This window comes from Kitasatospora sp. NPDC049258 (assembly GCF_040678895.1).
Taxonomy (GTDB): Bacteria; Actinomycetota; Actinomycetes; order Streptomycetales; family Streptomycetaceae; genus Kitasatospora.
Genome location: NZ_JBFAQT010000001.1, coordinates 68,355 through 90,933, shown reverse-complemented (window position 1 = coordinate 90,933; position 22,579 = coordinate 68,355). Strand labels below are relative to the sequence as shown.

26 protein-coding genes are annotated in these 22,579 nt (G+C 74.2%); 15 read left to right on the top strand and 11 right to left on the bottom strand.

Annotated elements, in window-relative coordinates; translation table 11 throughout:
- Window positions 1-409 precede the first annotated feature (409 nt).
- Both AB0K43_RS00475 and AB0K43_RS00470 read right to left on the bottom strand, forming a co-directional pair.
- On the bottom strand, window positions 410-571 hold the full coding sequence (locus tag AB0K43_RS00475) for a hypothetical protein (protein ID WP_363634334.1): 162 nt from the start codon (window positions 569-571) through the stop codon (window positions 410-412).
- A 38-nt stretch (window positions 572-609) separates the two neighbouring features.
- Window positions 610-951: a hypothetical protein gene (locus AB0K43_RS00470; protein ID WP_363634333.1), complete on the bottom strand. Its 342-nt coding sequence runs from the start codon at window positions 949-951 to the stop codon at window positions 610-612.
- A gap of 401 nt (window positions 952-1,352) precedes the next feature.
- On the opposite strand from AB0K43_RS00470, the gene AB0K43_RS00465 reads away from it, so the two are divergent.
- Window positions 1,353-2,444 (top strand): FAD-dependent oxidoreductase, encoded by a 1,092-nt coding sequence (locus AB0K43_RS00465; protein WP_363634332.1) that lies wholly within the window; start codon window positions 1,353-1,355, stop codon window positions 2,442-2,444.
- A gap of 41 nt (window positions 2,445-2,485) precedes the next feature.
- On the opposite strand, the gene AB0K43_RS00460 is transcribed toward AB0K43_RS00465, so the two are convergent.
- The 7 genes from AB0K43_RS00460 to AB0K43_RS00430 form a co-directional block, all read right to left on the bottom strand.
- The gene (locus AB0K43_RS00460; RefSeq protein ID WP_363634331.1) at window positions 2,486-3,088 is read right to left on the bottom strand and encodes a hypothetical protein; all 603 of its coding nucleotides are present in this window, start codon (window positions 3,086-3,088) and stop codon (window positions 2,486-2,488) included.
- A gap of 101 nt (window positions 3,089-3,189) precedes the next feature.
- Window positions 3,190-4,254: a 1,2-phenylacetyl-CoA epoxidase subunit PaaE gene (gene paaE, locus AB0K43_RS00455; protein WP_363634330.1), complete on the bottom strand. Its 1,065-nt coding sequence runs from the start codon at window positions 4,252-4,254 to the stop codon at window positions 3,190-3,192.
- Window positions 4,254-4,745 carry a 1,2-phenylacetyl-CoA epoxidase subunit PaaD gene (gene paaD, locus AB0K43_RS00450; RefSeq protein WP_363634329.1) on the bottom strand — a complete coding sequence of 164 codons (492 nt, stop codon included), beginning with the start codon at window positions 4,743-4,745 and terminating at the stop codon, window positions 4,254-4,256. Before paaD ends, paaE begins: the two co-directional genes overlap by 1 nt.
- Window positions 4,739-5,620 (bottom strand): 1,2-phenylacetyl-CoA epoxidase subunit PaaC, encoded by an 882-nt coding sequence (gene paaC, locus AB0K43_RS00445; RefSeq protein ID WP_363634328.1) that lies wholly within the window; start codon window positions 5,618-5,620, stop codon window positions 4,739-4,741. The genes paaD and paaC overlap by 7 nt, the downstream gene beginning before the upstream one ends.
- A gap of 16 nt (window positions 5,621-5,636) precedes the next feature.
- The gene (paaB, locus tag AB0K43_RS00440; protein WP_350635499.1) at window positions 5,637-5,930 is read right to left on the bottom strand and encodes a 1,2-phenylacetyl-CoA epoxidase subunit PaaB; all 294 of its coding nucleotides are present in this window, start codon (window positions 5,928-5,930) and stop codon (window positions 5,637-5,639) included.
- Window positions 5,923-6,894 carry a 1,2-phenylacetyl-CoA epoxidase subunit PaaA gene (gene paaA, locus AB0K43_RS00435; RefSeq protein WP_363634327.1) on the bottom strand — a complete coding sequence of 324 codons (972 nt, stop codon included), beginning with the start codon at window positions 6,892-6,894 and terminating at the stop codon, window positions 5,923-5,925. The genes paaB and paaA overlap by 8 nt, the downstream gene beginning before the upstream one ends.
- 254 nt (window positions 6,895-7,148) lie before the next feature.
- Window positions 7,149-8,558 (bottom strand): M20 family metallopeptidase, encoded by a 1,410-nt coding sequence (locus tag AB0K43_RS00430; RefSeq protein WP_363634326.1) that lies wholly within the window; start codon window positions 8,556-8,558, stop codon window positions 7,149-7,151.
- A gap of 559 nt (window positions 8,559-9,117) precedes the next feature.
- On the opposite strand from AB0K43_RS00430, the gene AB0K43_RS00425 reads away from it, so the two are divergent.
- Window positions 9,118-10,149, top strand: coding sequence for an aldo/keto reductase (locus AB0K43_RS00425; RefSeq protein ID WP_363634325.1), 1,032 nt, complete (start codon window positions 9,118-9,120; stop codon window positions 10,147-10,149).
- 88 nt (window positions 10,150-10,237) lie between these two features.
- Window positions 10,238-10,825, top strand: coding sequence for a TetR family transcriptional regulator (locus tag AB0K43_RS00420; protein ID WP_363634324.1), 588 nt, complete (start codon window positions 10,238-10,240; stop codon window positions 10,823-10,825).
- A gap of 30 nt (window positions 10,826-10,855) precedes the next feature.
- Here AB0K43_RS00420 and AB0K43_RS00415 read toward each other — a convergent pair whose 3' ends face one another.
- On the bottom strand, window positions 10,856-11,344 hold the full coding sequence (locus tag AB0K43_RS00415) for a hypothetical protein (RefSeq protein ID WP_363634323.1): 489 nt from the start codon (window positions 11,342-11,344) through the stop codon (window positions 10,856-10,858).
- A gap of 143 nt (window positions 11,345-11,487) precedes the next feature.
- The gene (locus AB0K43_RS00410) at window positions 11,488-11,754 is read right to left on the bottom strand and encodes a GlsB/YeaQ/YmgE family stress response membrane protein (RefSeq protein ID WP_363634322.1); all 267 of its coding nucleotides are present in this window, start codon (window positions 11,752-11,754) and stop codon (window positions 11,488-11,490) included.
- A 166-nt stretch (window positions 11,755-11,920) separates the two neighbouring features.
- Between AB0K43_RS00410 and AB0K43_RS00405 the strand changes: the two genes are divergently transcribed.
- From AB0K43_RS00405 to AB0K43_RS00350, 12 genes are all read left to right on the top strand, one after another.
- A complete protein-coding gene (locus AB0K43_RS00405; protein WP_363634321.1) occupies window positions 11,921-12,649 on the top strand; it encodes a response regulator transcription factor in 729 nt (242 codons plus the stop codon).
- The gene (locus AB0K43_RS00400) at window positions 12,646-14,106 is read left to right on the top strand and encodes a HAMP domain-containing sensor histidine kinase (RefSeq protein ID WP_363634320.1); all 1,461 of its coding nucleotides are present in this window, start codon (window positions 12,646-12,648) and stop codon (window positions 14,104-14,106) included. Before AB0K43_RS00405 ends, AB0K43_RS00400 begins: the two co-directional genes overlap by 4 nt.
- 102 nt (window positions 14,107-14,208) lie before the next feature.
- A complete protein-coding gene (locus AB0K43_RS00395; RefSeq protein WP_363634319.1) occupies window positions 14,209-14,592 on the top strand; it encodes a hypothetical protein in 384 nt (127 codons plus the stop codon).
- Complete coding sequence (locus AB0K43_RS00390; protein WP_363634318.1) at window positions 14,589-14,801, top strand: hypothetical protein; 213 nt, start codon at window positions 14,589-14,591, stop codon at window positions 14,799-14,801. Before AB0K43_RS00395 ends, AB0K43_RS00390 begins: the two co-directional genes overlap by 4 nt.
- A gap of 181 nt (window positions 14,802-14,982) precedes the next feature.
- Window positions 14,983-15,813 carry a glycosyltransferase gene (locus tag AB0K43_RS00385; RefSeq protein ID WP_363634317.1) on the top strand — a complete coding sequence of 277 codons (831 nt, stop codon included), beginning with the start codon at window positions 14,983-14,985 and terminating at the stop codon, window positions 15,811-15,813.
- Between the two features lie 244 nt (window positions 15,814-16,057).
- Entirely contained in the window at window positions 16,058-16,555 is a 498-nt protein-coding gene (locus AB0K43_RS00380) for a cysteine dioxygenase family protein (RefSeq protein ID WP_363634316.1), read from the top strand.
- Window positions 16,549-16,947 (top strand): rhodanese-like domain-containing protein, encoded by a 399-nt coding sequence (locus AB0K43_RS00375; protein WP_363634315.1) that lies wholly within the window; start codon window positions 16,549-16,551, stop codon window positions 16,945-16,947. Before AB0K43_RS00380 ends, AB0K43_RS00375 begins: the two co-directional genes overlap by 7 nt.
- A gap of 134 nt (window positions 16,948-17,081) precedes the next feature.
- Entirely contained in the window at window positions 17,082-18,242 is a 1,161-nt protein-coding gene (locus AB0K43_RS00370; protein ID WP_363634314.1) for an ATP-binding cassette domain-containing protein, read from the top strand.
- On the top strand, window positions 18,232-18,900 hold the full coding sequence (locus AB0K43_RS00365; RefSeq protein ID WP_363634313.1) for an ABC transporter permease: 669 nt from the start codon (window positions 18,232-18,234) through the stop codon (window positions 18,898-18,900). Before AB0K43_RS00370 ends, AB0K43_RS00365 begins: the two co-directional genes overlap by 11 nt.
- Entirely contained in the window at window positions 18,897-19,592 is a 696-nt protein-coding gene (locus tag AB0K43_RS00360) for an ABC transporter permease subunit (protein ID WP_363634312.1), read from the top strand. The genes AB0K43_RS00365 and AB0K43_RS00360 overlap by 4 nt, the downstream gene beginning before the upstream one ends.
- Complete coding sequence (locus AB0K43_RS00355) at window positions 19,589-20,503, top strand: ABC transporter substrate-binding protein (RefSeq protein ID WP_363634311.1); 915 nt, start codon at window positions 19,589-19,591, stop codon at window positions 20,501-20,503. Before AB0K43_RS00360 ends, AB0K43_RS00355 begins: the two co-directional genes overlap by 4 nt.
- 329 nt (window positions 20,504-20,832) lie before the next feature.
- Entirely contained in the window at window positions 20,833-22,572 is a 1,740-nt protein-coding gene (locus AB0K43_RS00350) for a glycosyl hydrolase family 18 protein (protein WP_363634310.1), read from the top strand.
- Window positions 22,573-22,579: the final 7 nt, after the last annotated feature.

Below are 22,579 nucleotides of genomic sequence, written 5' to 3'. Positions count from 1 at the left end.
CCCCGGGCCGGCCGGGCACAGGGTGATGTCCTCCCCGCGGGAGCGGGGGTCAGCCGTGGTCGCCGTTGGCCACGCCGCTGATGATGACGTCCTCCCCGCGGGAGCGGGGGTCAGCCGTCTGCGGAGACACTGCAAAGCGCTGCACAGCGGCCCTCCCCGCGGGAGCGGGGGCAGCCGACATCCTGCTCGGTGTGCGGGGCGTAGGTCTCGTCCTCCCCGCGGGAGCGGGGGGCAGCCGCCAAGGTGTTGCCATGAGTGCGCACACAGGATGTCGTCCCCGCGCTAGTGGGGTCAGCCGGCCCTGCGGTCAGCGGCGAGGGCCGTCGGCCCCGCCGTCCCAGGGTGGTGGTGGCCAGCATGTCCCGAGATCTGGTGCCGACGTCCCGGACACTGCCGTCGGACCGTGACTTCACGTCCTGATCCCGCCCGACGTGGGAGCGGAGTTGGGCACGGGGTCGGCGGCCGTCAGGACGACCGTGCAGTTACGCAGCTCGGCGTATCGGCGGCAGTGCACCGCCTGGGGTCGGGCGGCGAGCTTCTCGTCGGCCGCGATGTACAGGGTGATCGGCACGCGGTCGGGGGTCGGTCGACCCCGTGGGTGATGGTGCGTCAGCATGCCTGAACTGTCGCGCCTTTATCACGCCGAGTGAACGCTCGGGGTGTATCACTACCGAAGGTCGGACCAGCTCGAGTGATACGCCGTGCTGGATCGCGATCGCCGTAGCGCGGCTCGATCGCCTCGTACGACAGGCCCGCCGCTTCGGCGGCCTGGTCGAGCAGGGAGTCCCGCATGCAGATCCAGGAGCGGCCGGAGGCGACCATCGCGGTGCGCGTCGCGCCGCCTCCGCGTTCCGCCTGCGCCTGCGCGTGCCCGATCGCCGCGTAGGCGAGATCGCGGGCGCCGAACTGGTTGGCCACGTACGCGGCCAGCCGGTACCCGTCGGCCAGCACACCGGCTGCCGCACACTCCTGCCCGACGGGTGCGCATCGCGGCGCAGCGGACGCCTCCCGCAGGGCAGGTGCAACCAGGACCCCCGCACGCAGGAGGTCGCCGGCCCGGTAGGTCTCCCACGCGGTCCGCATTACCGGCGGCGAGCCCGGCCGCCGGTACCCGCCTCAGCGGGCAGGCGGACACGGAATGTCAAAGAGGCCCCACCCGACTGGTGCCCATCCGGTCCGGCGGGCCGTGGCGGCCCGAACGAAGGCGGCCGGCCCCGGCGACCCATCCGGCTGCGTGGGGTCGGCTTCCGCTTGCCTGGTGCCACCTCGCCGTCCTCCTGTCGTCCAGGCCCGGCCGGGTGGGGGCTGTGGAACGGGCGGGCGGGAACAGGGGCGCCATCCGGAGATGTTTCATGTGCGTGACTGTTTACGGTGCAACGAGTGAGCCGGTCGAGGTCGATGTCGTGGTGATCGGCGCCGGGCAGGCGGGGCTGTCGGCGGCGTACCACCTGCGGCGGCGCGGCTTCGCGCCCTACCGGGGGTTCGTGGTGCTGGATGCGGACGACGCGCCCGGCGGGGCCTGGGCGCACCGGTCGCCGTCGCTGCGGATGGCCACCGTGCACGGGTTCCACGATCTGCCGGACTTCGAGCTGCCGGCGGCGGACCCCGCCGCGCCGGCGCGCGAGGTGGTGCCGGGGTACTTCGCGGCGTACGAGGCGAAGCACGCGCTGCCGGTGGTGCGGCCGGTGAAGGTCCGGGCGGTGCGGCCGCTGCCGGACGGGCGGCTGCTGGTGGAGAGCGATGCCGGTCGGTGGTCGGCTCGGGCGCTGATCAATGCGACCGGGACGTGGAGCCGGCCGTTCCTGCCGCACTACCCCGGGCACTTCGCCGGCCGGCAGCTGCACTACGCCGACTACCGGGGCCCGGAGGGCTTCGCGGGGCAGCGGGTGGCGGTGGTCGGCGGTGGCGCCTCCGCGATCCAGGTGCTGTCGGAGCTGGCCGAGGTGGCGCAGACGCTCTGGGTGACCAGGCGGCCGCCGGTCTACCACGAGGGGCCGTTCACCCCGGAGTTCGGCCGCGCGGTGGTGGCGCAGGTCGAGGAGCGGGTGCGGCTGGGGCTGCCGGTGCGCAGTGTGGTCAGCGTGACGGGGCTGGGCCCCTCGGTGGCGTACCGGCGGGCGCAGGAGCTCGGTGCGCTGGAGCGCCGTCCGATGTTCGACCGGCTGACCGAGCACGGGGTGGCCTGGGGTGAGGGCGAGGAGCGGGTGGACGCGATCGTCTGGGCCACCGGTTTCCGTCCGGAGGTCACCCACCTGGCGGCGCTCGGCCTGCGCTCCCCCGGGGGCGGCATCCGGCTGGACGGTACGCAGGCCGCGGCCGACCCGCGGGTCCACCTGGTCGGGTACGGCCCCTCGGCCAGCACCATCGGCGCCAACCGGGCCGGGCGGGCGGCGGTCAACGGGATCGTGAAGCTGCTCGGCGAGCCGGCGATGGCCGTCCGTTGACCGGCGCCGCCGCCCCGGGCCGCTGACCGGCGCCGCCCCGCTCAGCCCTTGAGCGCGGTGAACGAGGCCCGGGCGAAGTCCTCCATCTTGCGGGTCACCACCTCGGCCGCCTTGTCGTCCGGCGGGTCGCGGAAGTCGACCAGGAAGGTGAGGGTCATCTCCACGTTGCTGTCCCGGGTGACCAGTTGGAACATCGGCCCGGTCTCCGAGCCGGCCGTGTTGCGGAACCGGAAGGCCTCCCGGCCGACCCCCTTCACCTCCGTCACCTTGCCACCGATCGCGTACTTGGGCTGGTTCTCGGTGCGGTCGAAGGTGTGCAGCTTGCGGGCGAGCGTGGTGTCCGGGAGGAAGATGACGTCCACCGTGGTGACGGTGTGCTGGTAGGGCGAGGCGCTCTGCGGGTCGAACGAGGCCACACACTTGGCGGCCGGGGCGCCGCCCGAGTCGCGGGTGGACGGCTCGTCGGTGCCGAAGTGGTCGCCCAGCGGGTCGACCAGCAGCCGGTACGGGAGGACGGTACAGATGTCCTTCTTGGCCCGGTAGTCGCCCGGGCCGTCCTTCTCCGGGGCCGGATCGGCGCCGCAGCCGGCCGCCAGCAGCACCGCGAGCAGGGCCGGGCCGTATCGGGCCAGGTGGTGGCGCATCCGGTCTCCCTCCGGATCGGAACAGGGTGCGCCCACTCAACCACACTCATACGACAATCAGTTGGCGTTTGTTCCGATCTTTCGGGGCGGCCGCGGGCGGCTCAGCGGTCGTAGTCGACGGTGACCTGGTCGGAGACCGGACGGGCCTGGCAGGTCAGCACGTAGCCGGCCGCCAGTTCCTTCTCCTCCAGGGCGAAGTTGCGCCGCATGTCGACCTCCCCGTCGACCACCAGGGCCCGGCAGGTGCCGCAGACCCCGCCCTTGCAGGCGAACGGCAGGTCGGGGCGGGAGCGCTGGGCGCCGTCCAGCAGCGAGCGGTCCCGGGGCAGCGTGAGGGTGGAGGAGCGGCCGTCCAGGATCAGCGTGACCTCGCTCGACTCGCCGTCCGGGGCGGCCTCGACCCGCTCGGCGGCCGGCTCGTCCTCGGCGTGGAACAGCTCCTGGTGCACCCGCTCGGCCGGCACCCCGAGCTCGGCCAGCAGCTCCTTGGTGCCGATCACCATCCCGTACGGTCCGCAGAGCCAGAAGTGGCCGACGGCGGGCAGGTCGACCAGGGCGGTGAGCAGCGCCCGGACCCGTTCCGCGTCGAGCCGGCCGCTGAGCAGCTCGGCGTCCCGGGACTCCCGGGAGAGCACGTGCAGCAGCTGGAACCGGCCGAGGTGGCGGTCCTTGAGATCGGCCAGCTCGTCGGCGAACATCACGGTGTCGCTGCGGCGGTTGCCGTAGAGCAGGGTGACCCGGGAGTCGGGGTGGGCGTCGAGGACCGAGCCGGCGATGGAGAGCATCGGGGTGATGCCGGAGCCGGCCGCGATCAGCACGTGCTCGGCGGGCTCGCCCAGGTCGGGGGTGAACAGGCCGGTGGGGGGCAGGACTTCGACCGGTTCGCCGGCGCGGGCCCGGCGCACCAGCCACTGCGAGAACAGGCCGCCGGGCACCTCGCGCACGGCGATCCGCAGCGGGCCGCCGGCGGGTGCGCAGAGCGAGTAGGAGCGGCGCTCGTCGGCGCCGTCGACCAGCCGGCGCAGGGTGAGGGTCTGGCCGGGGCGGAAGGCGAAGTCCTCGGCGAGGGCGTCCGGCACCGTGAAGGTGACCGCGACCGCGTCCTCGCAGAGCGGCTCCAGGGCGGCGATCCGCAGCTCGTGGAACGTCGGTCGGCGGACGGCCATCAGATCTCCTTGATCCGGTCGAAGGGCTCGCGGCAGGCGCGGCAGCGCCAGAGTGCCTTGCAGGCGGTGGAGCCGAAGCGGGACAGCTCCTCGGTGTCGGCGCTGCCGCAGCGGGGGCAGGCCACCAGGCGCCGGGTCGGGCCGAGTTGCAGCAGTCCGGGGCCGGCGGCGGTGTGCGGCGGGGCGATGCCCGCCTCGGCGAGCTTGCGCAGGCCGTCCTTGGTGATCATCTCGGTGGACCAGGGCGGGTCGAGCCGCAGCCGGACCCGGACGTCGGTGTAGCCGGCCGCGCGCAGCCGGCCGTCCACATCGGCGGCCATCTCGGCCACGGCCGGGCAGCCCGAGTAGGTCGGGGTGATCCAGGCGGTGACCGCCTCGCCGTCCTGCTCGACCTCGGCCAGGATGCCCAGGTCGGCAAGGGTGAGCATGGGCAGCTCGGGGTCGGGCACGGCGGCCGCGACCTCCCAGGCACGGGTCGCGGTGGTCACCATGTCGCCCCCGGGTGGGCCCGGGCCAGCACCTGGAACTCGGCCAGCAGCGGGCCGAGCGCCTCGGTGTGCACGCCGTCCCGGCCGGCCCGGCCGCCGACCCGCGCCAGCGGCGGGGTGGTCGGCACGGTCAGGCAGGCCTCGCCGATCACGGCGGCCAGGCTCGCCAGCACGTCCTCGCGCAGCTCCGCGGGGTCGACGCCGAGCCGGAGCTCGACGGCGTGCGGGGTGAACAGTTCGTCCAGCAGCGGCCAGACGGCGTCCAGTGCGGCCTGCATCCGGGCGGCGGAGTACGCGGTGCCGTCGCCGAGCCGCAGCGTCCAGGACGCGGCGTACTCCTGGTGGTAGGCGAGCTCCTTGGCGCCGCGGGCGGCGACGGCGGCCAGCACCGGGTCGGCGTGGCCGGCCAGCCGCAGGTAGAGGGCGTGCCGGGCGGTGGAGAAGAGCAGCAGGCGGGCGATCGAGAAGGCGAAGTCGCCGTTCGGGGCCTCGACCAGCCGGACGTTGCGGAACTCGTGCTCCTCGCGCCAGTAGGCCAGGTCGTCCTCGGTGCGGTCGCTGCCGTCGGCCTGGCCGGCCCGGGTGAGCAGGTGGCGGGCCTGGCCGAGCAGGTCGAGGCCGAGGTTGGCGAGCGCGACCTCCTCCTCCAGCTCGGGGGCGCGGGTGCACCACTCGATCAGCCGCTGGGCGAGGATCAGCGCGTCGTCGCCGAGCATCAGGCAGTAGGCGGCGAGGTCGGCGCCGTCGACGCCGGGCGGCACGCTGGTGTCGACGCCGAGCAGCGGGTCGGCGAAGCCGGTGCCGTACGCCCAGCGGGCCTCGCCCTCGGGGCCCGCGGAGGCCTCGGAGAGGTGCAGGTAGACGTGGTCGTCGGTCATGGTCTGCGGTCCCCCGTCAGATGTGCGGGACATCCTCGGGGATGTCGTAGAAGGTCGGGTGGCGGTAGACCTTGTCGCCGCTGGGCGCGAAGAACGGGTCCTGCTCGTCCGGGGTGGAGGCGGTGATCGCGCTGGAGCGGACCACCCAGAGGCTGACGCCTTCGTTGCGCCGGGTGTAGAGGTCGCGGGCGTTGAGCAGCGCCATCCGGTCGTCGGCGGCGTGCAGCGAGCCGACGTGCACGTGGTTGAGGCCGCGCCGGGGGCGCACGAACACCTCGTAGAGCGGCCAGCCGGCCTTGGTCTCAGTCATGATCGGCTCCACCCTCGGATCTCCGCTTCCGTGCGTAGGCCAGGGCCGCCTCGCGGACCCAGGCGCCGTCCTCGTGGGCGGCCCGGCGGCGCTCGACGCGCTGCTCGTTGCACGGGCCCTGCCCCTTGATCACCTGCTTGAGCTCGGACCAGTCCGGCTCGCCGAAGTCCCAGCTGCCGCGCGCCTCGTTCCAGCTCAGCGCCGGGTCGGGGAGGGTGACGCCGAGGTGCTCGGCCTGCGGGACGGTCATGTCGACGAACCGCTGGCGCAGCTCGTCGTTGGTGTGCCGCTTGATCCGCCAGGCCATCGACCGGGCGGTGTTCGGCGAGTCGCCGTCCGAGGGGCCGAACATCATCAGCGATGGCCACCACCAGCGGTCCACCGCGTCCTGCACCATCCGGCGCTGGGCGTCGGTGCCGCGCATCAGGGTGATCAGCAGCTCGTAGCCCTGCCGCTGGTGGAAGGACTCCTCCTTGCAGATCCGCACCATCGCGCGGGCGTACGGCCCGTACGAGCAGCGGCAGAGCGGGACCTGGTTGCAGATCGCCGCGCCGTCCACCAGCCACCCGATCACGCCGACGTCGGCGAAGGTCAGGGTGGGGTAGTTGAAGATCGAGGAGTACTTCTGCCGGCCCGAGATCAGCTTCTCGGTCAGCTCGGCGCGGTCGATGCCGAGGGTCTCGGCGGCCGCGTACAGGTACAGGCCGTGGCCGGCCTCGTCCTGGGCCTTGGCGAGCAGGATCGCCTTGCGGCGCAGCGAGGGGGCCCGGGTGAGCCAGTTGCCCTCCGGCTGCATGCCGATGATCTCCGAGTGGGCGTGCTGCGCGATCTGCCGGATTAGGGTCGCCCGGTAGGCGTCCGGCATCCAGTCCCGGGGCTCGATCCGCTGCTCGGCGGCGATCACCTCGTCGAAGTGTGCCTCCAGGCCCGGTTCGGCCAGGCCTGTCGCCTCTGTCGCCGTCATTGCACCGCCTCCCGACTGACCGTTCGGTCGGTTCCATTGTGGACGCCGGTGCCATGCCTTGACAAGGCACCGGCCGAGGGAGTCGGCCGCTCGGGGGGAGCCGGTCGCGCGGGGCGGTCTGCGCGGGGCGGTGTGCGCGGGGGCGCGGGTGCGTGCGGGCGCGGGTGGGCGCGTGCGCGGGCGCGGGCGCGGGCGCGGGCGGCCCTGGGCGGGCGGCGGGCCCGGCGCCGGATGGGCGGCCGGGCCCGCCCGGGTCAGGCCCGGTCGCGCAGGCGGGGCAGCGGGACGGCCAGCAGGGTGGCCAGCAGCGCGATCCGCGGGGCGAGCTGGTCGACCCTGATGTGCTCGTGCCGGGCGTGCGGGCCGGCCCCGACGGCGCCGAGGCCGTCCAGGGTGGGCAGCCCGCGGGCGCCGGCCGCGTTGGTGTCGCCGGCGCCGCCGGCCGGGGCGCCGTCGAGCTGCTGGCCGAGCGCGGCGGCGAGCGAACGGACGTGCCGCAGCAGCAGGTTGCCCGAGCGCTCGGGCCAGGCCGGCCGGCTGGAGATCACCTCGGCCCTGACCCGGGCGCCGGGGCGCAGCGCGGTCAGGTGCGCGAGGGTGTCGAGGGTGGAACGCTGCGCCTCCGCGGTCGAGAACCGCAGCCCGAGCTCGGCCTCGGCCCGGCCGGCGACCACGTTGGCCCGGGTGCCGCCGGTGATCCGGCCCGCGTTGAGCTCGGTGCCGGGCTGACGGGCCAGGCCGCGGACGGCCACCAGCTGGTCGACCAGCTCGTCCACCGCCGAGACGCCCAGCGCGGCGTCGTTGCCGGCGTGCGCCTCGCGTCCGGTGACGGTCAGCCGGACCCGGGAGGAACCGCGGCGGGCGGTCTTCAGCCGGCCGTCGGGGTGCGAGGGCTCCAGGCCGAGCACCGCGGCGGCCCCGCGCAGGTGGCGCTCGACCAGGATCCGGCCGCTCGGGCTGCCGATCTCCTCGTCGGAGACCACCACCAGGCGGACGGTGCGGTGCGGGCGCTGGCCGAGGTCGGCGAGCAGCGCGAACGCCCCCTCGACCAGCGCCAGGCCGGCCTTCATGTCCAGCACGCCGGGGCCGCTGAGCCGCCCCTCGCTCTCCTCCACCGGCCAGTCGGCCAGCGTGCCGACCGGCCAGACGGTGTCGTGGTGGCCGACCACCAGCAGGTGGGGAAGGTCGGCGCGCCGGCCGGGCCACTCCACCACCAGGTGGTCGCCGGCCTCGCCGGGCTCGCGGGCCACCTCGGCGCCGGTCGCCTTGAAGCCGGCGGTCAGCTCCTCGGCGAGCGCGTCCAGCCGTGGGCCGTCCCCGGACGGGGACTCCATCCGGGCCAGGTCGGCGCAGCGGCGGCGGACACCGCCGGCGAGGGTGCGGGCCCGGCTGCTGAGCGCCTGCGGGAGCCCGGGCAGGGCGGCCATCGCGGCGGTCGTGGCCGTGGTCGTGGCCGTGGTCGTGGCCGTGGTCGTGGCCGTGGTCGTGGCCGTGGTCGTGGCCGTGGTGTCGGCGGCCGGGGCGATGGGGGCCGGGGCGGCGACGGCGGGGGCGCCGCCGCTCGTACTGTCGCCCTCCGGCGTGCCGTCGGCGGTCGGGGCGCTGCGGCGGCCGGCGGCGTGGGCGGATCCACCCACGGCCGGCGCGACGGTATGCGCGCTCATCGGGCACCTCCCGTGCCGACGGTACTCAGCGGAAGGGTGCGGAAGTCCGCCTCCGCGCGGCCCGCGGGCCGGGTGCGCCGGCATGGCGGTCGGCTTGGCAACGTCAGGCGGTGCGACCTCGGGCTGGGCAACACTGCGTCCTCCTCGCTCGGTCCGGCACCCCGGCTCGGCCCGGGGCCCGTGACGTCGGCCCCGCCACCCCGGTGCGGACGGGCACCGGTGCAGGGGAGGCCGAGAAGCGAGCCTAGAAGATTCGTTCGGCTCCCTGCGAGGTGGCCCGGCACTTCGCACGCCCGGAACGGCCGGTGGCGGGGGCACCGCGCCCCGCTTCCACCTTCCACCTCCCCCGGCCCGGCGGCATCGCGAAGCGCCTGCACGGGGCCTGACTCCACGCCTGATGGGTGAGGTTGGGTCGGCTCTTGGTACCGGTCAGGGTGGGGTGGGGGCCGGCCCGCAGCCTTGGGGTATCGACTGACAGATATTGAAATCTGTCAGTCCACATGCCATAGTTGTCATCAGTCAGCCCCATCCCCACCTTCGGCAGCCCCAGGAGCCCCTCATGGCCACCCCCACCACCCCGGTCACCCCCGCCACCACCCCCCGGACCGCCCTCGGCCGCACCGGCCTCACCACCTCCGTCCTCGGCCTCGGCCTGATGGGCATGTCGGACATGTACGGCCCGGCCGACGAGGCCGAGTCCATCGCCACCGTCCACGCCGCCCTCGACGCGGGCATCACCCTGCTCGACACCGGCGACTTCTACGGCATGGGCCACAACGAGCTGCTGCTGCACGAGGCCTTGCGCGGCCGCGACCGCGACCGGGTCGAGATCAGCGTCAAGTTCGGCGCCCAGCGTGGCCCGGACGGCAGCTGGCTCGGCTACGACACACGCCCCGCCGCCACCAAGTCGGCGCTCGCCTACACCCTGCGCCGCCTGCGCACCGACCACATCGACGTCTACCGCCCCGCCCGGCTGGACCCGAACGTCCCGATCGAGGAGACCGTCGGCGCCATCGCCGACCTGGTGCAGGCCGGTTACGTCCGCCACATCGGCCTCTCCGAGGTCGGCCCCGAGACCCTGCGCCGCGCCGCCGCGGTGCACCCGATCAGCGACCTGCAGATCGAGTACTCGCTGATCTCCCGCAGCCTGGAGGCCGAGATCCTGCCCACCGCCCGCGAGCTGGGCATCGGCATCACCGCGTACGGGGTGCTCTCCCGCGGGCTGCTCAGCGGCCACTGGCAGAGCGGCCTCGAGATCGACCGCAGCGACTTCCGCGGCCACAGCCCCCGCTTCCAGGGCGACAACCTCACCCACAACCTCCGGCTGGTCGAGGCGCTGCGCGCGATCGCCGAGGCCAAGGGCGCCACGGTCGCCCAGGTCGCGATCGCCTGGGTCGCCTCGCGCGGCGCCGACGTGGTGCCGCTGGTCGGCGCCCGCCGGCGGGACAGGCTGGCCGAGGCGCTCGGCTCGCTGCGGGTCGAGCTGTCCGGGGCCGACCTGACGGCGATCGAGGCCGCCGTCCCCGCCGGGTCCGCCGCCGGGGACCGGTACGCTGCGGCACAGATGGCGCACCTGGACAGCGAGCGCTGAACCACCCCCGCCGCCGCCCGCCGCACCCGCACGCGAAGCCCGCACGGGCAGAGCGCAGGGGCAGACCGCACGTTAGGACGTACCCGCCGTGACCACCGACAGCACCCTCACCCCCGAGCAGATCCTGGGCGCGGCGGAGGACGTGCTGCGGCGGTTCGGTCCGGCCAAGGCCACCGTGGTCGACATCGCCCGTACGCTCGGGGTCAGCCACGGCAGCGTCTACCGGCACTTCCCGAGCAAGGCCGCGCTCCGCGAGGCCGTCACCCAGCGCTGGCTGGACCGCGCGCACCACAGCCTGGCGGCGATCACCGCCGAGCGCGGCCCGGCGACCGAGCGGCTGCACCGCTGGCTGGCCACCCTGTTCGCGGCGAAGCGGGCCAAGGCGCTGGAGGACCCGGAGCTGTTCGCGACCTACATGACGCTGGTCGGCGAGCTGAGCGACACCGTCGAGGCCCACATCGAGACGCTGATCGGCCAGCTCGCGGAGATCATCCAGGACGGTATCCACCAAGGCGCCTTCCGCCCCACCCACGTGCGGACCGCCGCCCGCGCGCTCTTCCAGGCCACGGCCCACTTCCACGACCCGGCGCACGCCGCCGAGTGGGCCCGGCCGCAGGCCGAGGCCGACTTCGAGGCGCTCTGGACCCTCCTGCTGAACGGCCTCAGGAGCGCCTGACGCCAGCCTGCCCCGGCGGCCGGCGGTGGTTCACAGGGACCGCAGGGCGACACCGAGGTCCGGACCGCACTTCTCCCAGGAGTCCACGCCCCCGGCCTCGGAGATCAGGTCACCGAGGTACCAGTCGCCGCTCACCGTCCTGACCGCGCAGAGCCCGGCCAGGTCGATCACGCGGTCGGCTCGCAGACGTACGCCGTCACAGGTGACGGCACCGATGATGTCCAGCAGCCGGGCTTCGGGGCAGCCCTTGAGGCGCTGGATGTCGGCCAGGGTCCAGCGCTCGGGCAGGCGTTCGTCGGCGGGCAGGCTGGACGTCGGCTCGGTCACCTCCGGCGCCGCGGTGGGCCGTCCGGTCAGGCACTCGGTACTGCGGTGGTGGAACCGTACCGGGTCGCGGACGACGGCCCGCAGGAAGCGCTCGTTGCCCAAGTCGGCCAGCCGAGCGGCGAGTTCGGCGTCCCTCAAGTCCGCTTCCACGCTCGCACCGGGCTCCGGCGACAGGTCCGGCTCCAACGGCACGCGCACTCCCGGTTCGGCGATCGGCCCCGATCCTGGGGAGTGGCGGACGCCGCCGCACCACCCGCTCCCCCGGCGACGCCGAAGGCCGGGCCCGCGGCTGCCTGCCGCGGACCCGGCCTCCGGAGGTCGGCCCCGGGGGCCGGTCAGTCGCGCGAGCGGCCGAAGACGATCCGGTAGGCGATCAGCAGCACCAGGGCGCCGACGATCGCCGAGCCCCAGGTGGGCAGGTCGAAGAAGTTCTTGGAGATCGGCTTGTCCAGGATCTTGGACGACAGCCAGCCGCCCACGAACGAACCTGCGATGCCGATCAGCGTGGTCACGATGACGCCGCCCGGGTCCTTACCGGGCAGCAGGAACTTGGCGACGGCCCCGGCGACCAGGCCGAGGATGATCCAGCTGAGAATGCCCATACCCTCTGTCCTGCCCTTCGTCGGACGGAGCGAACCGCGTCCGCCTCACCGACCAGGACGCCCTGACGGCCCGCCCGGTTGCACCCGCCGCCAGGAGGACCGCCACCCGGAGGACGGCCCGGCACCTCGGCGTGAGAGGGTCTGGCCCGGACGGGAGGAGGCCCCGATGGACGGGAACGCGACGGCCGGCCGGGTCCTGGTGGTGGACGACGACGCCGCCATCCGGCGCTCACTGGAACGCGGGCTGCGACTGAGCGGCTTCACCGTGCTGCTCGCCGAGGACGGCCGGTCCGCCCTGCGCATGCTCGGTGAGCAACAGGCCGACGTGCTGGTCCTGGACGTCTCGATGCCCGGCCTCAGCGGCACCGACGTCTGCCGCACCCTGCGCGCCGCCCGGGACGACACCCCGGTGCTGATGCTCTCCGCCCTCGACGAGCTGGCCGACCGGGTGGCCGGGCTCCAGGCGGGCGCGGACGACTACCTGGTCAAGCCGTTCGCGCTGGAGGAGCTGGTGCTGCGGCTGCACGCGCTGCTGCGCCGCCGCCCCGCCCAGCCGGCCGGCCGGCTGCGGGTCGGCCCGCTCACGATCGAGCCGGCGACCCGGCAGGCCAGCTGGGAGGACAGCGAACTGCGGCTCACCCGACGCGAGTTCGAGCTGCTCACCCAGTTCGCCCGGAACGCCGGCATCGTGCTCAGCCGGGACCAGCTGCTGGACCGGGTCTGGGGCTACGACTTCGAGGTGCGCACCGACGCGGTGGACACCTTCGTCAGCTACCTTCGCCGCAAGCTGGAGGAGGGCGGCCGGCCCAGGATCGTCCACACCGTCCGCGGGGTCGGCTTCGTGCTGCGGCTGCCGGCGGACGGCCGGACGCCCGAGGACCGGAGCCGGCCGTGAGGCGGCCCGGCATCCGGCTGTCCACCCGGATCGCGCTCTGGGTGACCGTCCTGGTGCCGTTGCTGGTGACCGCCTTCGGCCTGCTGCTGCTCCCGCTGGTCAACCGGGACCTGCACCACCAGGAGGACGCCGCGCTCACCGACCGGGCGGCCGCCGTACTGCCGAGCGTGCGGACCCTGCTCGCCGCCGACCGCCGGGGCAAGCCGAAGGCCGAGCAGAACCAGCAGCGCAAGGTGATCAACGACGCGCTGGACTCCGGCGTCCGGGTCGCCAGCCAGGACGGCGAGGTGCTGGTCGCGATGGGCCCGCAACCGGGCGACGCGGTCCGGCTGCCCACCCGGGCCGGCGGGCCGGTCACGGTGCGCGGCGGCGGCCGGGTCTGGCGGGTGCTGACGGTGCGGATCGACGGCGCGGCGCCGGGCACCCTCTGGCTGGTCGTACCGTCCAACAGCGACGACCCGCAGCTGGCGGCGGTCCGGCGGCGGGTCCTGCTGATCGCGCTGGCCTCCGCGCCGGTCTCCGGGGCGATCGCACTGGCCGTCGCCGAGCGCGGCACCGCCTCGCTGCGGCGGCTCAGCCGGCGGGCGGCCGCGCTCGACCCGGGTGCGGGCGCGGCGGCCTTCGCGCACGGCCGCACCGGCACCGCCGAGGTGGACGAACTCGCCTCCGCCATCGGCCTGGTGCTCTCCCGCTACGACGACCAGGCGGCCCGTACCGCGCAGGCCCTGGACACCGCCCGGTCGTTCTCCTCGGCCGCCTCGCACGAGCTGCGCACCCCGCTGATGAGCATGCGTACCAACCTGGACGTGCTGGCCGGCCACCCCGAACTGCCGCGCGGCGAGCGGGCCGAGGTGGTGCAGGAGCTCCAGCAGGACCACGCCCGGCTGCTGGAACTGCTCACCGCCCTGCACACGCTGGCCCGCGGCGACCTGGTGGACGTCTCGGCGTTCAGCTCCACCGACCTGGCCGAGCTGGTCGACGCGGAGGTGGCGGACGCCGGACGGCGCCGGGCGAACGCGGTGATCCGCACCGAACTCCCGTCCAGGCTGCGGGTGTTCGGCTGGGAGGCCGGGCTGCGGATCATGCTGGCCAACCTGCTGGCCAACGCCAGCCTGCACGGCCGCGGCAGCGACGGCGCGGCCGACATCCTGGTCCGGCTGCGGGCCACCGACGGCTGGGCCGAACTCACCGTCGACGACGCCGGCCCCGGCATCCCGGCCGCCGACCGCGCCGCCGTCTTCCACCGCTTCCACCGACGCCAGGACAGCCCCGGCTCCGGCCTCGGCCTCACCCTGGTCGCGCAGCAGGCCGCGCTGCACCGGGGCACCGTCTCCATCGACGACGGCCCGGGCGGGCGCGGCTGCCGCTTCACCGTACGGCTGCCGCTGCCCGGGGCGGGCGGGGCGGACGGGCCGGGGGCGGGGTTGCCGGCCCGGCGGGACTGGCTCTCCGGCTGAGGCGCGGCCCGGCGCGGGCTTCCACAGGGATTCCACAAGAACGGCACCTACGCTCCTGACCGGTCGGTGCAGACCGATGCCCGCGAACCGGAGGAGACCGCCGTGCCCGTGAACCGAAAGGCCGCTGCCGCGGCAGCCGCGCTCGCCCTGGCGGGTGTCCTGCTGGCCGCCGCCCCCGCCGACGCCGCCGCGACGCCCACGGGCGACGGCTCCAAGGCGATCTGCAAGCGGCTGCCGAAGACCGAGGAGCGGGTCACCAAGGCCCTGGAGCGCCTCAACGGCGACGCCGGCGTGGTCGGCTCGGTGGCCCGCCTGGAGCAGCGGGTGACCAACGCGAAGACGGCCGGCCACACCGAGATCCAGACCTACCTGAACGACCGGCTGACCTACCGCAAGAGCCTGCTCACCACCCTGCAGACCCGGCAGAACGACCTCAAGTCGGTGGCCACCTGGTGCAGCACCCAGCCCTCCGCCGCCGGCAAGTGACCCGCCGCACCGCCCCGGCCCGCGCAGCCCTCGCCGCCGCGGCCGCCCTCCTCCTCCTCACCGCCTGCGGCCCGCACCCCGCCGCCACCCCACAACCCACCACCCCCACCACCCTCGACCAGGCCCAACTGGACGCCCTCCAGCAGAAACTGGACGGCGCCGAAAGCGCAGCCGCAGCAGCCGACCAGAACGCCACCGAGGACAACTGAACCCCCCGGCCACCGAACCCCGGCCAAACCCTCGAACCACCGTAGACCTGCCCTTCCCCGGGGGCAGGTCTACGGTCGTCCGGGGCCGGTTCGCAGGCTTCCACCGCCGGCGCCGAACCCGCGTACCGGCGGGGCGGATTCGAACATAGACTCCCCGGGTCGACCGCCGACCGGGGGAACCATGCGCGACCAGCGGGCCGGGACGGGCCCCTCGATCTCCGTCCTCACCGCGTGCCGGAGCAACCGGGTCGGCACGCTGCCCGCCGCACTCGCCTCCTTGACGGCCCAGCGCCGCACCGACTGGGAGTGGGTGCTCCAGTTCGACGGACCGATCCCCGCCCTCCCCGAACCGCTGGACCGCACGCGAGCGGCCGGACGCCTGACCGTCGGCGGGGCCGACCGGCCCGGCGGCTACGGCCCCGCCGAGGCGCGCAACCGGGGGCTCGCCCGGTGCCGCGGCGCGCTGGTGCAGAACCTCGACTCCGACGACGAGTTGGAGCCGGACGCGCTGTCCGCACTGGCCGACACGCTGCTGAGGCACCCCGAGGCGGCCTTCGCCGCGGGTGACGCCCGTGACCTGCTGCCCGACGGGTCCCTGCGATCCGTCCCGTCGCAGCTGCGGCCCGGCCTGCTCGCCCCCGGCGAGGTCTACCGGCTCTGGCGCACCGAGCCCGCCACCTACTCGGTACCGCTGCATCCGGCCGGAGTGATGTGGCGGCGCGCGGTGCTGCTGGAGTTCGGCGGCTGGCCCGCGCTGTGGGGCATGGACGACACGGCACTGCTGATGGCCGTCTCGGCGGTGCGACCGGGTGTCTACATCGCCGCGGACACCCTGCGCTACCGGCTGCACGACGGCCAGCTCTCGGCCCTGGTGGGTCGCGGCCGGAGCGGGCTGGCCGACCAGGTGGCGCTGATCCGGCAGCGGGTGGCCGCGCTGCGCGAGGTCGCCGGCACCACCGGGTTGCCGTCCGGATGGGGGACGGGGGTGGTTCGGGGGGTGGACGTGGCTTGACTCGGTGGGGGGTTGTCGTGAACGATTCGGCGCATGAAGCCCGGCACCGCTCTGGTCTGCCGCCTGCACGTCGACCTGCGACGTCAGGCGAGCGACATGTGTGCCCGCTGACGGTTGGTCCCCACCCCGTGTCGTCGTCCGGGGTCCTGTTCCGCTGAAACGCCTCCCGCCCTTCCGGTCGGTGCCCGCGCTCGTTCCCGCGCCGGGGCGCCGCCGTCCCCTTCGGCCTCCCTGAGGACTTCCGATGAGTGTTGTGAGCCTTGAAGCGCCACCCGCGCCCGCGCCGCGGCCACTGTCCCCGAACGCCCTGCGGGCGATCGTCCGCGAGCTGGTGGAGCAGCCCGAGGACTGGATCCACCGGGTCCGGCTGGCCAGTACCGACCGCTGGTACGAGCGGCTGGCGGCGGGGCCGGACCACGAGGTCTGGCTGATCAGCTGGCTGCCGGGGCAGTCCACCGGCTTCCACGACCACGGCGGCTCACGCGGCGCGTTCACGGTGGCGCTCGGCGAGCTGGAGGAGCTGTCGCTGGCCGGCCCGCAGGAGGGGCTGCTGATCCGCCACCTCGGCCCCGGCACCGAGCGCTCGTTCGGGCCGGAGTACCTGCACGACGTGCGCAACACCGGCAGCGGCCCGGCGGTGACGATCCACGCCTACTCGCCGCCGCTGAGCGAGATGTCCAGGTACGAGCTGCGGGCCGGCGGCCTGATCCGTACCGCGGTGGAAGGACCGGAGCAGTGGTGAGCGCGGTGGACGTCCTGGTGGAGCGCGCCCGGGAGGGGGTGCACCGGCCGGGGCCGCAGGAGGCCCGGCAGGCGGCCGGGCGCGGCGCGCTGCTGGTGGACATCCGTCCGGCCGCACAGCGTGCCCGGGAGGGTGAGATCCCCGACGCGCTGATCATCGAGCGCAACGTGCTGGAATGGCGGCTCGATCCGACGGGCAGTCACCGCATCCCCGAGGCCACCGGCAGCGAGCTGGAGGTGATCGTGGTCTGCTCGGAGGGGTACGCGTCGAGTCTGGCCGCCGCGAGCCTGCGCCAGCTGGGCCTGCACCGCGCCACCGACCTGGACGGCGGCTTCGTCGCCTGGGCCGCGGCCGGCCTGCCGACCCGCCACTCGGACCAGGGTTTGCGCTGAACGCGGGGCGGGCAACCGGGCGGGCGGGATAGATTCGACAGCTGTTCGATACGACACCGCGTCAATCCGTCCGCCCGCGACCGGCCCACCCTCCGTTCCGTTCCACCGTACGACCACCGCTAGGACCAAACCCTGTGATCAGATTCGACGGCGCAGCCAAGCGCCACCCCGACGGCACGGTCGCCGTCGGAGGCCTTGACCTCGACGTCCCCGCCGGGCGAATAACCGTGCTGGTCGGCCCGTCCGGCTGCGGGAAGACCACGATCCTGCGGATGGTCAACCGGATGGTCGAGCCGACCTCCGGGCGCGTCCTGCTGGACGGGGTCGACGTGGCCGAGCAGGACGCGGCCAAGCTGCGCCGCGGCATCGGGTACGTGATCCAGCAGGCCGGGCTCTTCCCGCACCGCCGGGTGCTGGACAACATCGCCACCGTGCCGCGGCTGCTCGGCTGGGACCGCAAGCGGGCCCGGGCCCGGGCGGCCGAGCTGCTGGAGCTGGTCGGGCTGCCGGCCTCGGCCGGCGGCCGCTATCCGTACCAGCTGTCCGGCGGCCAGCAGCAGCGGGTCGGGGTGGCCCGGGCGCTGGCGGCCGACCCGCCGGTGCTGCTGATGGACGAGCCGTTCAGCGCGGTGGACCCGGTGGTGCGGGCCGGGCTCCAGGAGGAGCTGCTGCGCCTGCAGTCGGAGCTGGGCAAGACGGTGCTGTTCGTCACCCACGACATCGAGGAGGCGGTCCGCCTGGGCGACCAGGTGGTGGTGCTGCGCAGCCACGGCGAGATCGCCCAACTGGCCGACCCGCACACCCTGCTGACCGCCCCGGCGGACGAGGAGGTGGCGGCCTTCCTGGGCCGCGAGCGCGGTCTGCGCGGGCTCGGGCTGCGTCCGGCGGGCACCGTGCCGCTCGACCCGCCGGACGCCCCGCCGGGCGGCCGCCCCGACGGCTGGCGGCTCGCCCTGGACGAGGCCGGCCGCCCGCTCGGCTGGCGCGCTCCCGGCGCGGACGCCCTGCACCCGGCGCCCGTCTTCCACCCCGGCCGGGACACCCTGCGCAGCGCGCTGGACGCGGCGGTGCTCTCCCCCACCGGTGCGGCCGTGGCGGTGGACGACAGCGGCCGGGCGATCGGCACCGCCGACCGGGCGGCGATCCTGGCCGCCACCGCGGCGCCCGTGGCAGCGCCCGCCACGCCCGCCACGCCGCCCGCCGCGCGGGGCACCCAGCAGGCCGAGGCGCCCGAGGCGACCGAGGACCAGGCGGACGAGTCGGCCGAGCACCGGGCGGCCCCCCGTGGACGGTGAACCGCTGGTCCGCTGGAAGTGGATCGGCGACCACCTCCGCTACCTGGCCGACCTGACCCTGGACCACGCCGTGATCGCGCTGGTCCCGGTGCTGATCGGCGCCCTGATCGCCATCCCGCTGGGCCTGGCCTGCACCCGCTGGCCCAAGCTCTACCAACCGCTGTCCGGCCTGTTCAACGTGGTCTACGCGCTGCCGTCGCTGGCCGTCTTCGTGGTCCTCATCCCCTACACGGGGCTCGCCACCCGGGCCACCGTGATGATCCCGCTCACCTGCTACGCCATCGCCGTGCTGCTGCCCACCACGGTGGACGGACTGCGCGCGGTGCCCGAGGCCGTCCGGCAGGCGGCCACCGCGATGGGGTACGGGCCGTGGCACCGGCTGACCGCCGTCGAGCTGCCGGCCGCGGTGCCGTTCCTGACGGCCGGCCTGCGGGTGGCGGCGGTGGCCTCGATCTCGCTGGCCGCGGTCGGCGCCCTGGTCGGCCGGGGCGGCCTCGGGTACCTGTTCATCGACGGCTTCCAGCGGACCTTCCCGACCCCGATCGTGGCCGGGATCGTCCTGGTGGCCCTGCTGGCGCTGGTCACCGATCTGGTGCTGCTGCTGGCCCGGCGGCTGCTCGCCCCCTGGGCGGCCCGGCGGACGGGGGCCGGCCGATGAACTGGCTGAACTGGCTCAGCACCTTCTTCACCGCCCCCGACCACCGCAGCGGCGCGGACGCGATCACCCACCGGATCGCCGAGCACCTGGTGATCTCCGGCCAGGCGCTGCTGCTGGCCGCGGTGCTGGCGGTCCCGGTCGGCCTGCTGATCGGCTACACCGGCCGGGGCACCTTCGTGGTCACCGCGCTCACCGGGGTCGCCCGGGCGCTGCCCACCCTGGGCCTGGTCACGCTGGCCGTGCTGCTGGCCGGCGTCAACGACCTCGCCGTGCTGATCCCGCTGGTCGCCCTGGCCGCGCCTCCGCTGCTGGTGGCCACCGCGGAGGGCATCGCGGGGACGGACCCGGAGGTCCGCGACGCCGCCCGGGGCATCGGGCTGACCCACCGCCAGGTGCTGTTCGGGGTGTGCGTGCCGGCCGCGCTGCCGACCGTGCTGGCGGGGCTGCGCACGGCGGCCGTCCAGGTGATCGCCACCGCGACGGTGGCCGCGTACGTCGGGCTCGGCGGGCTCGGCAGGTATGTGATCGACGGGCTGGCGACCCGGAACTTCCCCACCACCCTCGGCGGCGCCCTCCTGGTGGTGCTGCTCGCGGTGGCCACCCAGCTGGTCTTCGCCCTCCTGATCCGACTCTCCCTGCCGCCCGGCGCCCGCGCCCGGCGGTCCGTCACGACTACCAAGGAAGCACTATGACGTCCCGTCTGGTCACAACCCTCACCGCCGCCGCGATCGTGCTGGGCGCCGCCGCGTGCAGCTCCTCCGGCGGCGGCGACCCGCTGGCGGCCCCCGCCGGCGGCAGCGCCCCGGCGGCCGGCGGCAAGACCGTGGTGGTCGGCTCGGCCAACTTCCCGGAGAACGTGCTGCTCGCCTCGATCTACTCGCAGGCCCTCAAGGCCAAGGGCGTCAAGGTCGAGGAGAAGTTCAACATCGGCAGCCGCGAGGTGCTGTACGGGCAGCTGCAGAGCGGCAACCTGACGGTGCTGCCGGAGTACAACGGCGCCCTGCTCGGCTACCTGGACCCGAAGGCCACCGCCGCCGGCACCCAGGACGTGAACGCGGCGCTGCAGCAGAAGCTGCCCGCGGAGCTGGCCGTACTGGACTCGGCCGCGGCCGAGGACAAGGACTCGCTCACCGTCACCCAGGAGACGGCGGACAAGTTCCAGCTCAAGAGCATCTCCGATCTGGCCGCCAAGGCTGGCGAGTTCACCATCGGCGGCCCGCCGGAGTTCAAGTCGCGCCGCGAGCAGCAGTTCAAGGACGCCTACGGGCTGACCTTCAAGGAGTGGAAGCCGACCGCCGACACCACCGCCAACGCCCTCAAGGACAGCGGCATCCAGGTCGGCAACGTGTTCACCACCGACCCGCGGATCGTCCAGTTCAAGCTGGTCTCGCTGGCCGACCCGAAGAACGTGTTCAGCTCGCAGAACGTCACGCCGCTGGTCAACAAGGCGGGCGTGGACGCCACCACGACCGCCGCGCTGAACGCCGTCTCGGGCAAGCTGGACACCGCCGGGCTGACGGCCCTGATGACCAAGGTCGCGGTGGACAAGGAGGACCCGGCGAAGGTCGCCAAGGACTGGCTGAAGGCCAACAACCTCGGCTGAGCCGAACCACGCAGCACCAGTTCCGGGCCGGACACCTTCGGGTGCCCGGCCCGGCGCCGTACGGGGCGCCGCACGGGCTCCGTCGACCGGCAACCGACGACCGGAAGGTGCGCCGACGAACAGTTAGGGCTCTTGACAGACGACTGGTCTAGTCCAACCATAGGCGTTGGTCTTCCGACCGGGACGCATCGTGGGGGTGTGACCACCGGCCGGCTGTGCTGTCGTGCACCGCCGCACCACCCCAGCTGCAACCGCCGCCCACCGCGGCGGACCACCGCCGCGCCCAGGTCCGGGCCGGCGGGCCATCCTTCCTGTCTGTTGGAGCTTTCATGCGCCTGTACAGATCGATCCAGGCTCTGCTGACCACCTGTGCCACCGTGGCCGCCTCGGCGGGCCTGCTGGCCCTGGGCGGGGGCACCGCCCAGGCGGCGACCCCGCTGCCGCAGCACGTCTTCGCGCCGTACTTCGAGGCGTGGACCGGCGAGAACCCGGCCACCCTGGCGGCCCAGTCCGGTGCCAAGTACCTGACCATGGCCTTCCTGCAGACCGCCACCAAGGGCTCCTGCGCACCGCTCTGGAACGGCGACACGGGGATGCCGGTCGCCTCGACCGTCTTCGGCAGCGAGATCACCACCATCCGGGCGAACGGCGGGGACGTCATCCCGTCCTTCGGCGGCTACACCGCCGACAACACCGGCACCGAACTCGCCGACAGCTGCACCGATGTCAACGCGATCGCCGCCGCCTTCGAGAAGGTCGTCACCACCTACGACATCAGCCGGATCGACCTCGACATCGAGGACAACTCGCTGACCAACACGGCCGGCATCGACCGCCGCAACAAGGCGATCAAGCTGGTCCAGGACTGGGCCGCGGCCAACGGGCGCTCCGTCCAGTTCTCCTACACGCTGCCCACCACCACCAGCGGGCTGGCCGCCAGCGGGCTCGCGGTGCTGAAGAACGCCGTGCAGAACAACGCACGGATCGACGTGGTCAACCAGATGACCTTCGACTACTACGACAACGCCGCCCACACCATGGGCGAGGACACCAAGACCGCCACCACCGGGCTCTACAACCAGCTGGCGAAGCTCTACCCGACCAAGACCCCGGCGCAGCTGTGGGCCTCGATCGGCATCATCGAGATGATCGGGATCGACGACTTCGGCCCGGCCGAGACCTTCACCCTGGCGGACGCCACCAACGTCTACAACTGGGCCGTCGCCAAGGGCGTCAACACCCTGTCGTTCTGGGCCCTCCAGCGCGACAACGGCGGCTGCGTCGGTACCGCGGGCTCCGACAGCTGCTCCGGCATCAGCCAGGGCACCTGGGACTTCTCACACACCTTCGCGCCGTTCACCGGCGGCGGGCAGACCGCCAACGACTTCTCGGTGGGGCTGGCGCCCACCAACGGCGCGGTCAACCCCGGTGGTTCGGCCACCACGACGATCAACACCGGCGTCACCGCCGGCTCCGCGCAGACCGTCAACCTCGCCGTCACCGGCGCCCCCGCCGGCGTCAGCGCCACCCTCAGCGCCTCCTCCGTCACCGCCGGAGCCAGCGCCACCCTGAACATCACCAGCACCGCCGCCACCACCCCCGGCAGCTACCCCCTCACCGTCACCGGCACCGCCCCCAGCGGCAGCCACACCGCCACCTACACCCTGACCGTCAACGGCACGGGCGGCACCGGGCTGGTCAACGGCGGTCTGGAGAGCGGCACCCTGAGCCCGTGGAGCTGCCAGAGCGGCGGCGCCGTGGTCGCCACCCCGGTGCACTCCGGCAGCAAGGCCCTGCAGGTCGCGGCCACCGCGAGCCAGACCGGCGAGTGCGGCCAGAGCGTCACGCTGGCGCCCAACACCAAGTACACCCTGAGCGCCTGGGTGCAGGGCAGCTACGCCTTCCTCGGCGTCAGCGGCGGGGCCACGGCCAGCACCTGGACCTCCAGCACCGGCTGGACCAAGCTGAGCGTCCCCTTCACCACCGGGGCCTCCGGCACCGTCACCGTGTACCTGCACGGCTGGTTCGGCCAGGGCAACGTCTACGGGGACGACTTCACCGTCTCCTGACCCGCCC

What these genes read in the sequence shown, in the direction of transcription:
- AB0K43_RS00360 (WP_363634312.1), top strand. Translation starts at nt 18,897, where the DNA reads ATGAACTGGCTGAACTGGCTCAGCACCTTCTTCACCGCCCCCGACCAC.
- AB0K43_RS00385 (WP_363634317.1), top strand. Translation starts at nt 14,983, where the DNA reads ATGCGCGACCAGCGGGCCGGGACGGGCCCCTCGATCTCCGTCCTCACC.
- paaC (WP_363634328.1), bottom strand. Translation starts at nt 5,620, where the DNA reads ATGACCGACGACCACGTCTACCTGCACCTCTCCGAGGCCTCCGCGGGC.
- AB0K43_RS00355 (WP_363634311.1), top strand. Translation starts at nt 19,589, where the DNA reads ATGACGTCCCGTCTGGTCACAACCCTCACCGCCGCCGCGATCGTGCTG.
- paaA (WP_363634327.1), bottom strand. Translation starts at nt 6,894, where the DNA reads ATGACGGCGACAGAGGCGACAGGCCTGGCCGAACCGGGCCTGGAGGCA.
- AB0K43_RS00430 (WP_363634326.1), bottom strand. Translation starts at nt 8,558, where the DNA reads ATGAGCGCGCATACCGTCGCGCCGGCCGTGGGTGGATCCGCCCACGCC.
- paaD (WP_363634329.1), bottom strand. Translation starts at nt 4,745, where the DNA reads ATGGTGACCACCGCGACCCGTGCCTGGGAGGTCGCGGCCGCCGTGCCC.
- AB0K43_RS00405 (WP_363634321.1), top strand. Translation starts at nt 11,921, where the DNA reads ATGGACGGGAACGCGACGGCCGGCCGGGTCCTGGTGGTGGACGACGAC.
- AB0K43_RS00380 (WP_363634316.1), top strand. Translation starts at nt 16,058, where the DNA reads ATGAGTGTTGTGAGCCTTGAAGCGCCACCCGCGCCCGCGCCGCGGCCA.
- AB0K43_RS00425 (WP_363634325.1), top strand. Translation starts at nt 9,118, where the DNA reads ATGGCCACCCCCACCACCCCGGTCACCCCCGCCACCACCCCCCGGACC.
- paaE (WP_363634330.1), bottom strand. Translation starts at nt 4,254, where the DNA reads ATGGCCGTCCGCCGACCGACGTTCCACGAGCTGCGGATCGCCGCCCTG.
- AB0K43_RS00465 (WP_363634332.1), top strand. Translation starts at nt 1,353, where the DNA reads ATGTGCGTGACTGTTTACGGTGCAACGAGTGAGCCGGTCGAGGTCGAT.
- AB0K43_RS00410 (WP_363634322.1), bottom strand. Translation starts at nt 11,754, where the DNA reads ATGGGCATTCTCAGCTGGATCATCCTCGGCCTGGTCGCCGGGGCCGTC.
- AB0K43_RS00350 (WP_363634310.1), top strand. Translation starts at nt 20,833, where the DNA reads ATGCGCCTGTACAGATCGATCCAGGCTCTGCTGACCACCTGTGCCACC.
- paaB (WP_350635499.1), bottom strand. Translation starts at nt 5,930, where the DNA reads ATGACTGAGACCAAGGCCGGCTGGCCGCTCTACGAGGTGTTCGTGCGC.
- AB0K43_RS00460 (WP_363634331.1), bottom strand. Translation starts at nt 3,088, where the DNA reads ATGCGCCACCACCTGGCCCGATACGGCCCGGCCCTGCTCGCGGTGCTG.